This window comes from Dyella sp. SG562 (assembly GCF_011759495.1).
GTDB classification, from domain to species: Bacteria; Pseudomonadota; Gammaproteobacteria; order Xanthomonadales; family Rhodanobacteraceae; genus Dyella_D; species Dyella_D marensis.
The window spans coordinates 295892-309178 of record NZ_JAAOYS010000003.1; the positions used below are offsets into that span (position 1 = coordinate 295892).

The window sequence follows — 13287 nt, forward strand, 5'->3', positions numbered from 1 at the left end:
TCAGTGCGAGCCGCCGCTGGCCGGCACCACCGGCTGCGGCGCGCAGGCCTTGCCGTGCAGGGCCTGGTGCAGCTGGTTGGCCAGCGAGGTGCAGCGGTTGCCGAGCTGCGGGCGGATATCCGGGTCCAGCGAATCGCGCAGCAGGCTTTCGCGCATCGCCTCGTAGCGACCCTCGATCTGGTCCGCCGGATAGATCGCCGCGGCCTGGTGGCAGGCGATATAGGTGTTCAGATAGTTGTCGCAGGCGGGGATGCCGGTCTGGTCCGGCAAGGCCTGGCTGGGCGCTGTTTTCGGCTTGCTGGCGGGGGCGCGGGTGGTGCTGGCGGGCGCCGTGCCGCGGCTGCTGCTGGTGGTTGTGGTGGAGCTCCCGCTGGAGCTGGGTCGGGTGGTTTTGTCGTTGCATCCGGCCAGGACAAGTCCGCCGGCGAGCACGAGCAGGGCGAGGCGCGAGGGAAGTCTGGTCATGAGCATCTCCTTGACTGTCGGCCCCGGGCGGGCCGTGCCGCGATATGGAAAGTTGAGCAACGCCCGGTTGCCAAAAGGCAGTCGCAATAGACACTGAGCGTCGTAAAGAAAAGCTGAATCGAATGGCGTTTTGGGTGAAGAACGGGCGGAAATGCTGCCGTGATTATTTCTGTTCAGTTTTCCCCGTGCACCCCGTTATTCGCTTTCCGCCCTTTGAAACAGCTATGATGTGCGGACTGTGTTTGCCGGGGTCACCTGTTTTGTGACCCGATGCCGCTGATCAGCGATCCGCTTCATCGCCTCACCCCTAGGGTTTTCCTTAGCAGCTCAGTAAGTCGGCCGTTCCGAAGGAACGGCTGAGCCTCAATCAAAACCTTTAGGAGTGTTTCACATGTCTGATCGTCAGATCGGTACCGTCAAGTGGTTCAACGATGCCAAGGGCTTCGGCTTCATCAGCCGTGACAACGGCCCGGACGTCTTCGTCCACTTCCGCGCCATCCAGGGCAACGGCTTCAAGAGCCTGGCCGAGGGTGACAAGGTCAGCTTCAAGGTCGTGCAGGGCCAGAAGGGTCTGCAGGCCGACGAAGTGCAGAAGGCCTGATCCAAGGCATTCTTGATCGATTGAAAAGGCCGGGCAGCGATGCCCGGCCTTTTTTTACGCCTTTCGGCATGGGGTCTTCCCACATACCCGTGCGAAAAATCCGCTATGCTCGGGCCACTGTGTTTGTCAGGTCACGCGTGCCCCGATGTACGGTTTCACCCGCATCGCTCCACCGATTCCCTGCATGCCCAGTAAGTCGTCGGTCGCAAGGGGGAGACCGGCCTGTCTCAGTGTCGATTCGATCGGAGTGAGTCATGTCGGATGGTAATCGTGAAACCGGCACGGTGAAGTGGTTCAACGACGCCAAGGGGTTCGGCTTCATCAGTCGCGAAAACGGTCCCGATGTCTTCGTGCATTTCCGCGCGATTTCGGGTTCCGGATTCAGGAGCCTCAAAGAAGGCCAGAAGGTCACCTTCAAGGTGGTCACCGGCCAGAAGGGGCTGCAGGCCGAGGACGTGGCGCCTGCCTGAGAGGTCGGGGTAAAAACCGCCGCAAAGAACGAAAGCCGGGCAGCGATGCCCGGCTTTCTTTGTTCATGGGCTCCGGCGGCATCACTTATCCTTGAAAAAAAATCGGCTATGCTCGCTTCACTGTGTTCGCTGGCCACGCGCGTGCCCGATGTCCCGGCCCTTGCCTCGCATCGCTTCACCGGTTCCCTGCAGCCCAGTAAGTCGTCGGCCGTAAGGGGGAGGCTGACTTGTCTCAAATCGAATCGATTGGAGTAAGTCATGTCGGAAGGTAATGGCCGTGAAACCGGCACGGTGAAATGGTTCAACGATGCCAAGGGGTTTGGCTTCATCAACAGGGGAAACGGCAAGGAGGACGTCTTCGTCCACTTCCGCGCGATCCAGGGCACGGGCTTCAAGAGCCTGAAAGAAGGTCAGACGGTGACTTTCAAGGTGGTCAACGGCCAGAAGGGCCTGCAGGCCGAGGAAGTGATGCCGGCCTGATCTTCAGGTCGAACCGAACGAAAAAGGCCGGCGCAAGCCGGCCTTTTTCTTGCGCGCCGCCTGCACGGGAACGCGTGCTAGCCTGCCGTTTTTCCGCTGACGGAGTGCCCTGTGCAGGAAGCATCGGCCGAGCTACCGACCGCCATCGCGCCCGCCACGGCCGGCGATGGCGCATCTTCCGAGCTGCTGCTGACGCTTCCCGCGCAGGCGCCGTCGGCCCTGCTGTACTGGCTGCCGGCGATGGGCGTGGCCGCGCGGCATTACCTGCCGCTGGCGCAGGCGCTGGCCGCGCGCGGCATCGCGGTGGCCTTGCACGAATGGCGCGGCATCGGCTCCAGCAACCGGCGCGCCGGGCGGCACAGCGACTGGGGCTATCGCGAACTGCTGCAGCTCGATCTCCCCGCCGGCCTGGCCGCGGCGCGCGAACGCTGCCCGGGCCTGCCCTGCGCCATCGGCGGGCACAGCCTGGGCGGCCAGCTCGGCTCGCTCTATACCGGCCTGCATCCGCAGGACTTCGAGGCCCTGGTGCTGGTGGCCAGCGGCTCGCCGTACTGGCGGCGTTTCCGCCGCGGCGCGCTGATCGGTGCGGCCTATGCGCTGGCGCCCGTGCTGGCCGGCCTGGTCGGCCATCTGCCCGGGCGGCGCCTGGGCTTCGGCGGCAACGAGGCGCGCGGCGTGATCGCCGACTGGGCGCGTAGCGGCCGCACCGGCCGCTACGCCGCCGCCGGCCTGCCGGACGACCTGGAAAGCGCCATGGCGCGCGTGCGGCTGCCGATCCTGGCCCTGCGCCTGCGCGACGACTGGCTCGGCCCCCAGGCCTCGCTGGACTGGCTGCTGGCGAAGATGCCGCAGGCCCGGCCTATGCGCGCTGTCCTGGATCCCGACGAACTGGGCGTCCCGGCCGACCACTTCGCCTGGATGAAGCAGCCGGCCGCGGTCGCCGTGGCCATTGCCGATGGCCTGGCGCCGGTCCTGCGCCGCGACCGGGCGCAAGCCGCCTCTTGAAGCGGGGAGCTTTCGCCGGCATGTGGCGGATTCGATTCTTTGCCGGCATCTGCCCATGAAACTGTTCACCCCGTTCGTCCAGCGCAGCCTCACGCTGCGCAACCGCATCGCCGTCGCGCCGATGTGCCAGTACTCCGCCGTCGACGGCATGCCCGACCACTGGCACCTGGTGCACCTGGGCAGCCGCGCCGTCGGCGGCGCCGCGCTGGTGATCGCCGAGGCCACGGCGGTGTCCGCGGAAGGGCGCATCTCGCCGCAGGACGTCGGCCTGTGGAACGACGCGCAGCGCGATGCCTGGCGCCCGGTCACCCGCTTTATCGACATGCAGGGCGCCATCGCCGGCGTCCAGCTGGCCCATTCCGGCCGCAAGGCCAGCGCGCAGCGCCCCTGGGAGGGCGGCGGCGCGCTGCGCGAAGGAGCCTGGACGACGGTGGCGCCCTCGGCGATCCCGTTCGATCACGACTGGCACACCCCGCAGGCGCTGGACGACGCGGGTTTGCGCCAGGTGATCGAGGATTTCCGCCGCGCCGCCGAACGCGCGCTCGCCGCCGGCTTCCGCCTGATCGAGCTGCATGCCGCGCACGGCTATCTGCTGCACCAGTTCCTGTCGCCGCTGAGCAACCATCGCCAGGATGCCTACGGCGGCAGCTTCGAAAACCGTACGCGCCTGCTGCGCGAGATCATCGCCGCGATACGCGAGGTGTGGCCCGCGGAACTGCCGCTGTGGGTGCGCATTTCCGCCACCGACTGGCACGAAGGCGGCTGGGACATCGAGCAGAGCGTGCGCCTGGCGCGCGAGCTGCCGGCGCTGGGCGTGGACCTGGTCGACGTCTCCAGCGGCGGCCTGGTGCCGCACGTCAAGATTCCGCTCGGCCCCGGTTACCAGGTGCCGTTCGCCGCGCGCATCCGCCGCGAGGCGGGCATCGCCACCGGCGCGGTAGGCCTGATCACCGAAGCGGAGCAGGCCGCGCGCATCGTCGAACAGGACGACGCCGACATCGTGCTGATCGCCCGCGAAAGCCTGCGCGATCCGTATTTCCCGCGCCGCGCGGCGCAGCAGCTGGGTGCGTCGATCGACGCGCCGGTGCAATATCGGCGGGCTTGGTAACCAGGAAAAACGACGTGGACCAGAACCCGCTGCTGATCGAGGGCCGCCTGCACGACCTGGGCGACGGCTTCACCGTGCGCCGGCTTTTGCCGGTGCTGCAGGCCCGCCATGTGGGGCCGTTCGTGTTCTTCGACCTGATCGGGCCGGCTGCCTTCGCGCCGGGCAAGGGCATGGACGTGCGGCCGCATCCGCATATCGGCCTGGCCACCGTGACCTGGCTGTTCGAAGGCGCCATCCGCCACCGCGACACCGTCGGCAGCCTGGCCGACATCCGCCCCGGCGAAGTGAACTGGATGACCGCCGGCCGCGGCATCGCCCATTCCGAACGCACGCCGCCGGACGAGCGCCGCGACGGCCAGCGCATGCACGGCGTGCAGGTGTGGGTGGCGCTGCCGCGGCATGACGAGGAAGTGGAGCCGGAGTTCCACCATCACGGCGCCGATGCGCTGCCGCGCATCCGCCGGCCCGGCGCCGAGCTGGTGCTGATCGCCGGTACGGCCTACGGCCAACGCTCGCCGGTGAAGGTGTTCGCGCCGATGTTCTTCGTCGAGGCCACGCTGGAAGCCGGTGCCGAGCTGCCCTGGCCGGACGAGCACGTCGAACGCGGTGTCTGCGTGATCGACGGCGAAGTCAGCTGGGGCGGCTTGAACGTACCCGCCACACACACGGCGGTGCAGACGGGAGACACCGCCGCCCCGCTGAAGGCCGCCACGCGCAGCCGCGTGATGCTGTTCGGCGGCGCGCCGCTGGATGGCGAGCGGCATCTGTGGTGGAACTTCGTATCCAGCCGCAAGGAGCGCATCGAGCAGGCCAAGCTGGAATGGCAGGAGCAGCGCTACGGCAAGGTGGCCGGCGACGAGGAAGAATTCATTCCGCTGCCGGTGCGTTGATGCTGCGTCCGCGCATGCGCCCGCGGGGGCGCGGCGCTAGGCTGCAGCGATGCCAGAGGGAATCCGCATGTCCGCTTACGCCAGCTTCCGCGAGTTCTATCCGTTCTATCTGGGCGAACACAGCGACGTGAATTGCCGGCGCATGCATTTCGCCGGCAGCACCCTGGTGCTGGCGGTGGTCGCGTTCGCCGTGATCACCGGACACCTCGCCTGGCTGTGGCTGGTGCCCGTTGCCGGTTACGGCTTTGCCTGGGTCGGCCACTTCGTGTTCGAGAAAAACCGCCCGGCCACCTTCCGCCACCCGCTGTACAGCCTGATGGGCGACTGGGTGATGTATTGGGACGTGCTGCGCGGACGAGTGAAATTGTAGGTTGGGGTGAGCCGCAGGCGAACCCCAACGATGCGGCAACGTTGGGGTTCGCCTGCGGCTCACCCCAACCTACGCTGGTTTTCAGCGGTATTTCTGGTGGCACGACTGGCACGTCTCCCCCACCGGCTTGAGCGCCGCCGCTAGCGCCGCGCAATCGGCCGGGGCGGCCTGCACCGCGGCCTGCAGCTGGGTATGCAGCTGGTTGGCCTCGTCGATAAAGCCCTGGTCCATGCCGGGGAAGGCGGGGACGATGTCCGACGAGGTCGACAGCAGCCGCTGCAGATGCACGGCATTCGCGGCCGCTTCGCAGCGCTGGCCCTTGACCGCGTTGCGCAGCGCGCCGGAGTGGTGCGCCATCACGTCCATCACCGCATGCGGGAAAGGATTGCGCTGCTTGAGCGCGTTCATGGCGAAGACGGTGCCGACGATGCCGATGGCCAGGCCGAGGACGATCAGAAGTGCTGCGCGCATGCTTTGCCTGATTCCTGCTATGAAACGGACCGTCCGCGAGGTTAGCACGCGGCCTCGCGGCGCCCGCCGTCCGCTCCCGCTAAAATGGCGGGCTTTACGCACCGAACGATCCACCCCATGTACATGATTCCTTCGACCCGCCGCGGAGCGCGCGCATGAACGACGTGGCCTTTCCCGCCGAACGCTTCCAGGGCGTGGAGCGCCTGTACGGCGTGGGCAGCGTGGAGCGCCTGCGGCAGGCGCACGTCTGCGTGATCGGCATCGGCGGCGTCGGCTCCTGGGCGGCCGAGGCGCTGGCGCGCAGCGGGGTGGGGCGGCTGACCCTGATCGATGCGGACGAGGTCTGCGTCTCCAATACCAACCGCCAGCTGCATGCGCTGGATGGCGAGTACGGCAAGCCGAAAGTCGAGGTGGTCGCGGCGCGCGCCAAGGCGATCAACCCGGCCATCCGGATCGATGCCATCGAACGCTTCCTCACCCCGTCCACCCTCGACGAACTGCTGGACCGCGGCTACGACGTGGTGCTCGACGCCTGCGACGCCTTCCGCGTCAAGCTCGAAGCCATCGTCTGGTGCCGCCGCCGCAAGCTGCCGGTGGTGAGCGTGGGTTCGGCCGGCGGGCGCACCGACCCGACCATGATCCGCGTGCGCGACCTCTCGCGCACCGAGCACGACGCCATGTTCAGCCTGATCCGCAAGAAGCTCCGCCAGGACTTCGGCTTTCCGCGCAATCCCGACCGCTACTTCGGCGTGTCGGCGGTGTACTCGCTGCAGAACGTGCAGTACCCGCAGGCGGACGGCACGGTCTGCGGCACGCGTCCGCCGGGCGGCGATGCCTTGAACCTGGCCTGCGGCGGCGGCCTGGGCGCGGCCACCCACGTCACCGGCACCTTCGCCTTTGCCGCGGCGGGCAAGGTGCTGGAGAAGCTGCTGGAAAAGAAACCGGCGGCCTGAAGCCGCCGGTTGTCGTGGTTGGCCATGCCAGGGCGATGGCGCATTTCTTCCGTGGGCTAGGCCAGGATCGTCAGTTCCATGGCCTTGGCGGTGACGCGGTTGGCGCCGGTCACCCGCACGAACAGCGGGAACCTGCCCGGCGTCGGCGGGATCAGCCATTCGCCCCAGGCGTGATCCGGCTCGCCCCCGGCCAGCGCGCTCAACGCCGTCATGCCCAGCAGTTGTCCACCGTGCTGCGGATCGCCGAGGAACACCTCGGCCCAGCCATCGGCACGCTGCACCGGGTCGGCACCGACGCTGATGCGGAAACCGGCGTACCGGCCGCCCGGCAGCTCCGCGTGGTCGGACACCAGTTCGCCATGCGCGTTGCGCACCGCCAGCGGCCTGGCCGGCAGCGTCAGCAGGGCGGGCGCGGCGGGTGCCGACGTGGCCCGCAGCGCCGTCGACGCGACCACCAGCGGGAACCATCCCTCCTTGTTCTGCGCCGGGCTGTCGTTGGTGATGCTGATGGCGTTGTGGGTGGTCGCCTGGCCGCTGGTGCTTTCGACGGTCGGCACGAAGTAGACGGCGCTGTTGTCCGCCAGCACCACGCCGGAGCGGTATTCGTTGCCCGGCTTGACCTTGGCGTTGCCGGTGCTGCTGGAGATGCGGATCACCGAGGCCGACGAGGTCAGCGCGTCGGGGTTGAGCTGCAATCCCGCGTTCTTGAATGCCGCCGACTTCTGCAGCGCCGCAGCCAGCGCATTGAGCACTTCGGCCTGGCTGCCGCCCCCCTGGCTGATGTACTGCACGGTATCCAGCACCCGCTTCTGCTGGTCCTGCAGCACGATCGTGTACTTGACGCCGGGCAGCGGGATATTGCGCAGGCGGATCACCGCGAAATCGGTATGGCGCACGTGCGTCTGCGGAGCCAGCGTGCCGTCCGCGCGTTTCCAGCGGATCTCGTTGTCGGGATCGACCACGGCGTAGATGCGGTATTCGCGCCGGGTGCTGCCCGCCGGCAGCGCGGGCGGTTCGAACGCGCAACGGGCCCGGCCGATGCCGCGCGGCGGAATCACGTATTTGTCATCGGCTGCCGAGCGCTGGCTGTCGGGATGCGGACGCGACGGATCGGCCAGGTTCGCGTCGAGGAATTCGACGGCGGCGGTGCCGATGGTGACGCGGGCGCCGGTTTCCTCGCGCGAGATGCTGTCGACCTCGACGTAGTCGAAGCGCACCTTGACCGGCTTGCTGGCGCCGTCGGGTGCCAGGCCGAGCTTGCTGCCGAGGCTGAAGTTATGCACGCGCACCTCGAGCATCAGCTTGGCGCCCGGCGCCACCGCACCCGACACCGGCGTAAGCAGGCCGGTCGTCTTGCTCGGGGTCGCGTAGTAGGCCAGGCCGCCCCGGATGCGGCGGGCATTGTCGAGCGTGTTGAAGCCCGAGCCATCCGGCAGGAAGCGATACGGCAGATTCAGCGCGGCGTCCGGCGCGGCATAGGTCTTCGCCCACCACTCCTGGCCGACGCCCTCGGTGAAGCTGGTGGCGCTGGACATCTTGAGGGTGCCGTCCTTGGTCGCGTAGAACAGCGGCTGGAACGCATAGCCCATGTTCTTGTTGAAGCTCGGCTTGGTCAGCAGCAGCTTGCGGGTGCGCGCGCCGGTGATGTTCTCCAGGCGCTGGTTGTTCCAGCCGTGGCTGCCGCCCGTCGAGGTCTTGAAACTGGCTTTGAAGTTCGTGCTCATGACGAGATAGTCGGCGTTCGCCTCGAACGAGACCGTCGTGTCGGAGCTGCCGCTCAGGGTCTTGCTGTACTCGAAGCTCGAGGTGCCGGCCGCCGTGGTGCTCCAGCTGATGTCCTGGGTTTCGCTGTTGCCGTTGCAGAAATACAGGATCGGCGTGGTCAGCGGTTCGGTCACCGTGACGGTTTGCCCGGGCGTGTCGCCGGGGCGGCGGATTTCGCCCATGTCGGCGGGCGCGTAGGCGACGTTCATTCCCGGCGCCAGCACCGGATAGCTCAGAGCGTTGCCGTTCTGATGGGTGGGCTGGTAGACGTCCGGCAGCGTGCTGCCGTCGCAGGAAACCGCCTGCTGCGGAAACGGGCGCGGCATCGAAATATCGACGAATACGAAGTCGCCGTTGTCCGCGGTGCGGCCGAGCAAGCGGTAGCGATAGATGTCCACGGTGCGCAGCACATAGCTCAGCGCGTCGTCGCTGTTGGTGCTTGCCGACAGCTTGGTGGAAAGGCTGCTGACCGCGCTGCTGAATTCGGTGCTTTTTTCGTTGTAGGCATAGCCGAACTTGACGGTCTCGGTCACGTTCAACGACATGCCGGTTTTCTTGACGTCGCCCATCGTGACGCCCGCGCCGATGGTGAGCTCGTCGCTGTGGTTGAAGGTGTTCGCCACGGTGCTGGTGTGGGTAGTGGTCACCTGTTTGCTCTGCTCGTCGGTATAGGTGACGTTGAAGCCCGCCTGGAGGCTGACGTTGACGATGCCCAGCGGACTCGGCGGATCGTTGTTGGGCAGGTAGTCGATATGCTTGGGCGGCTCCTGCAGGATGTAATTGGTGCTGACGATATTGTTGATGGTGATGCGCACCGGCGGCGCCAGCCGGGTCGAACGCCCCTTGAAATCGTAGGCAACGATGGCGATGCCGGTGTTGCTGGCGTTGTCGAATCCGGGATCGCTCGATGCGTTCTTCTCGTCATAGCCGGCGACGGTGATCCCCTGGTCGCCATCGATGTTGAGCGTGCCCCGGTGCAGCGTGACCACGCCGGGCTTGCCTGAGCCGTTGTTGGTGAGGCTGGCCACTGCCAGGGTGTCGGTCGGCGACGGTGGATTGAGCTGGCCGTCGAACAGATTGGCCGCCTTGGCGTCGAGCTGGACGATCAATTCGCCGGTGTCCTGGGTCTGGACTTGTCCATACCAGGCGAAGTTCCACGCCGGCGCCGCCGAACCATCGCCTCCGGCCTGCGCCGCCGAGATGGAGAAGCCGACCGCCTTGACGTAGTTGTAAGTCCCTTCGTAGAAGTCGAACTTTCCCCGATTGGTGGCCAGCACCGAATACACCACCGCCAGCTGTTTGCGGCCGAGCGTGTAGCCCTTGGCCGGGTCCAGCCGGTACTGGCCTGCGGCCAGCGCGAACACCTGCTTTCTCGGGCCCTGCAGAAAGACCGGATCCGGCGTCGTGTGGCGGGCCCGGAAGTCGTCCCGGTTGACCGCCTTGTGGTGGTGCCGCACCGCCAGCACCGCGCCCTCCTTGGCGGCGTAGTACGGATCGCGATCGAGCATGGTGACGATCAGGTTGCAGATGTTGTCGTTGTTTCCGCTGCGGCGGCCGTCGGCGTGATAGATCACCGCTACCTGCTCGCGTCCCAGGCCGACCAGCACGCCATCGATCCTGCGCTGTCCGGTCAGGCCCAGGAAATCGCCCACCGCCACGTCCAGCCCCGTATTGCCCGTGACGTTGTCCGCGACCGTGATCTTCTCGCGTTGCGCCAGGCTGGCCGTGCGCCTGTCGGCATCGACCGAGTAGTCATAGACGACGGCCTGGATACGGATCTTCTCGGGGTTCGCGCGTTCCGCCGCGTGGTAGACCACCAGGATCTGCCGCTTGCCGTTGCCGCTGAAGTCGCCCGTCTTCACGATCACCGTGCCGGGCCGGCGCTGCGACTCGCCCAGGCGAGGCAGGAAAGCCAGCGGATCCGGCAGTCGGATCGCCGTGTGCGAGCCCGGCAGGCCCCATGCGAAGTTGAACACTTCCAGCGTCAGGTCGCTGCCGGTGGTCTCGCGCACGGTAATGATCTCGTCGCGCGTGCGGCCGCCGATCACCAGGCCGTCGAGGTCGGCAATCGCCAGGGCCCCCGGGGTCTGCATATGCATGTGGTCGGCACGCAGGTCGACGTTGTCCGTGAAGGTGAAGGAGGGAAGCGCCGTGCCGGCCGCGGCGGCGGCGCCGCCAAGATTGGAGATCGTCCACGTGACCCGGGCATGCTGGTTATTGATCTTCACCAGCGCATGGCGCTTGAGCGCAAAACATTCGTCGTAGTCGTCCGTCATGACCCGCCCCACGGCGACGGCATGGCGCAGATAAGCATCCGATGTGCCATCGGCGGCGTCGAAGTCGTGGGACTTCGACTCTTTCAGCTGTCGATTGTCCTTGAACAGATGCGCGTTGAACCTGGCTCGCGCATCGTTTCTGGACCAGGTCAGCACGCCAAGGCCTTCGTCGCGAAACAGTACGCGGCTGTTGGCAGTCCCGAACGGATCGGCGGCGCCCGGACCGGCCGCTGCATGGAGCGACTGCGTGGCAAGAACTTCTTTCGCATCGACGGACATGGCATTCCCCTGGGTGATGACGGTCGCCCGGCCGATGCCGGGTGCAACCACGGAGGGGCGACGCTATCGCCTCGAACGGGCGCGGTATGTAGCACAAATGCGCCACATGGCCGGGGCGGCGGCGTCCGCATCGAAATGCAAACGGGCAGGCCCAAGGCCTGCCCGCCAGGGGGCGCGCCCGCAGCGCGCCGTTCGATTTTCCTCACCGCCATCCCGGCCCGCGCCGGGATGGCGGCTTCGTGCTATTTGAGAAGACGCAACGCTCTTACCAGCCCATGTAATGGCCACCGTTGATGGCCAGGTTGGTGCCGGTGATCCACGCCGCCTCCTCGCCGGTGAGGAAGGCCACCGCATGGGCGATCTCCTCAGGCTTGCCCAGGCGGCCGACCGGGATCTGCGCCACGATCTTCTCGCGCACTTCCTCCGGCACCGCCATCACCATGTCGGTGGCGACGTAGCCCGGCGACACCGTGTTCACGGTGATGCCGAACTTGGCGTTCTCCTGCGCCAGCGAAATGGAGAAGCCGTGCATGCCGGCCTTGGCCGCGGCGTAGTTGGCCTGGCCGTACTGGCCCTTCTGGCCGTTGATCGAGCTGATCTGCACGATGCGGCCCCACTTGCGCCCGCGCATGCCGTCGATCACCGGGCGGGTGACGTTGAAGCAGGCGTTGAGGTTGGTGTTCACCACGTCCATCCACTGCTGGTAGCTCATCTTGTGGAAGGTGGTGTCGCGGGTGATGCCCGCGTTGTTGACCAGGATCTCGACCGGGCCGGCCTGCGCCTCGATCTCGCGCACCATGGTTTCGCACGAAGCCGGATCGGACACGTCGCCCTGCACCAGCACCACGTCGTAGCCTTCCTGTTTCATCGCGGCGCGCCACGCCTCAGCCTTGGCCGGGTCGCGGTAATTGGTGGCGACGCGATGGCCCTGGCGGGCCAGATACCGAACGATGGCGGTGCCGATGCCGCCCGTGCCACCCGTGACCAATGCCGTGCGCTGCGTCATGCCGTTGTCTCCATAGATGCGCGAAGAGTGCGAGAAAGCCGAACCAGTGTTGCCTGGCCATGTTGATAGGGAAACATGGCAATTCGTCGACGTAAGGAAACCGCCATGCGCGCGATGCGCTGCGCCGTGGCGGCTCGGTCTTTATAGCGGTTTATGCGGCCGGAAGGCAGCGCTTCAGCAGGCCAGGCGTTCGCTGCAGTGCGGCAAACGCGTGGGATCGAAATGCGCGAGCGCCTGGGACAGCAAGGCCTCGGGATGGTTCGCTTCCATCCCGCAGGGAAGTTCGAGAAAACGCAGGGCGCGGCGCAGGGCCGGCAGCGGATCGCGCGGATCGACCGGATGCGCATTTTCAGACTTCGAGAGCTTGTGCCCCTGCGCATCCACCGCCAGCGGCAGGTGCAGATAGGTCGGCGAGGCCAGTCCCAGGCAGCGCTGCAGCCAGAGCTGGCGCGGAGTGGAATCGAGCAGGTCGTTGCCGCGCACCACCTGGGTGACGCCCTGCCAGGCATCGTCGACCACGCAGGCCAGCTGGTAGGCGTAGAAGCCTTCCACCCGCCTGATCACGAAATCGCCGGCCGACTCGCGCAGGTTCTGCCGCTGCGGGCCTTGCAGGCCGTCGACGAAGCCCACCTCCACGTCAGGCACGCGCAAGCGCCAGGCCGGCGCGCGCGACGGATCCGGCGCCGCCACGCAGCGCCCGTCGCGATGCATGCCGCCGGCCGCGGCCAGGTCGGCGCGGCTGCACCAGCAGGGGAAGACCTGGTCGCGCTCGCGCAGCTGCTCGAAGGCCGCTTCGTAAGCGTCAAGGCGATGTGATTGGAACAAGGCCGGTTCATCTGCGACGAGTCCGAAGGCGGGCAGGGCGTCGAGGATGCCGCGTGCCGAACCGGGCACTTCGCGCGGCGGGTCGATGTCCTCCATGCGCAGCAGCCAGCGGCCCCCGGCGTGGCGCGCGCACAGCCAGCTGGCCAGGGCGGCGACGAGGGAACCGAAGTGGAGTTGGCCGGTCGGAGAGGGGGCGAAGCGTCCGCGATAGGTCATCCATGCATTGTAGGGGGCAGCGGCGCGGCCGCTCTTGAAACCGGTACGCTTTGCCACGATTACTTGCGTGCGGCCTCGCCGCATTCCCTTTTCATGACTGCCCAGAGA

The 13287-nt window shown here is 67.0% G+C and carries 13 protein-coding genes; 8 read left to right on the plus strand and 5 right to left on the minus strand.

The window, feature by feature from the left end:
- Positions 1-465, minus strand: a complete 465-nt coding sequence (locus tag FHW84_RS08330) for a hypothetical protein (RefSeq protein WP_167254317.1) — start codon at positions 463-465, stop codon at positions 1-3.
- Positions 466-856: 391 nt separating this feature from the next.
- Between FHW84_RS08330 and FHW84_RS08335 the strand changes: the two genes are divergently transcribed.
- The 7 genes from FHW84_RS08335 (at position 857) to FHW84_RS08365 (ending at position 5389) form a co-directional block, all read left to right on the plus strand.
- Positions 857-1066: a cold-shock protein gene (locus FHW84_RS08335; protein ID WP_026636216.1), complete on the plus strand. Its 210-nt coding sequence runs from the start codon at positions 857-859 to the stop codon at positions 1064-1066.
- Positions 1067-1320: 254 nt separating this feature from the next.
- Positions 1321-1536, plus strand: coding sequence for a cold-shock protein (locus FHW84_RS08340; RefSeq protein WP_167254319.1), 216 nt, complete (start codon positions 1321-1323; stop codon positions 1534-1536).
- Between the two features lie 258 nt (positions 1537-1794).
- A complete protein-coding gene (locus FHW84_RS08345; RefSeq protein WP_167254321.1) occupies positions 1795-2016 on the plus strand; it encodes a cold-shock protein in 222 nt (73 codons plus the stop codon).
- A 111-nt stretch (positions 2017-2127) separates the two neighbouring features.
- Complete coding sequence (locus FHW84_RS08350; protein ID WP_343203579.1) at positions 2128-3021, plus strand: alpha/beta fold hydrolase; 894 nt, start codon at positions 2128-2130, stop codon at positions 3019-3021.
- A gap of 55 nt (positions 3022-3076) precedes the next feature.
- Complete coding sequence (locus FHW84_RS08355; RefSeq protein ID WP_167254323.1) at positions 3077-4129, plus strand: NADH:flavin oxidoreductase/NADH oxidase; 1053 nt, start codon at positions 3077-3079, stop codon at positions 4127-4129.
- Positions 4130-4143: 14 nt separating this feature from the next.
- The gene (locus FHW84_RS08360) at positions 4144-5019 is read left to right on the plus strand and encodes a pirin family protein (RefSeq protein WP_167254325.1); all 876 of its coding nucleotides are present in this window, start codon (positions 4144-4146) and stop codon (positions 5017-5019) included.
- A 67-nt stretch (positions 5020-5086) separates the two neighbouring features.
- Positions 5087-5389, plus strand: a complete 303-nt coding sequence (locus FHW84_RS08365) for a DUF962 domain-containing protein (protein ID WP_167254327.1) — start codon at positions 5087-5089, stop codon at positions 5387-5389.
- A gap of 81 nt (positions 5390-5470) precedes the next feature.
- Here the strand turns inward: FHW84_RS08365 and FHW84_RS08370 are convergent, their stop codons facing one another.
- Positions 5471-5860: a cytochrome c gene (locus FHW84_RS08370; RefSeq protein WP_167254329.1), complete on the minus strand. Its 390-nt coding sequence runs from the start codon at positions 5858-5860 to the stop codon at positions 5471-5473.
- A 155-nt stretch (positions 5861-6015) separates the two neighbouring features.
- On the opposite strand from FHW84_RS08370, the gene FHW84_RS08375 reads away from it, so the two are divergent.
- Entirely contained in the window at positions 6016-6813 is a 798-nt protein-coding gene (locus tag FHW84_RS08375; RefSeq protein ID WP_167254331.1) for a tRNA threonylcarbamoyladenosine dehydratase, read from the plus strand.
- A gap of 56 nt (positions 6814-6869) precedes the next feature.
- On the opposite strand, the gene FHW84_RS08380 is transcribed toward FHW84_RS08375, so the two are convergent.
- From FHW84_RS08380 to gluQRS, 3 genes are all read right to left on the minus strand, one after another.
- On the minus strand, positions 6870-11132 hold the full coding sequence (locus tag FHW84_RS08380) for a hypothetical protein (RefSeq protein WP_167254333.1): 4263 nt from the start codon (positions 11130-11132) through the stop codon (positions 6870-6872).
- 265 nt (positions 11133-11397) lie between these two features.
- Positions 11398-12138, minus strand: a complete 741-nt coding sequence (phbB, locus tag FHW84_RS08385; RefSeq protein WP_167254335.1) for an acetoacetyl-CoA reductase — start codon at positions 12136-12138, stop codon at positions 11398-11400.
- A 174-nt stretch (positions 12139-12312) separates the two neighbouring features.
- Positions 12313-13179, minus strand: a complete 867-nt coding sequence (gene gluQRS, locus FHW84_RS08390; RefSeq protein ID WP_167254735.1) for a tRNA glutamyl-Q(34) synthetase GluQRS — start codon at positions 13177-13179, stop codon at positions 12313-12315.
- Positions 13180-13287: the final 108 nt, after the last annotated feature.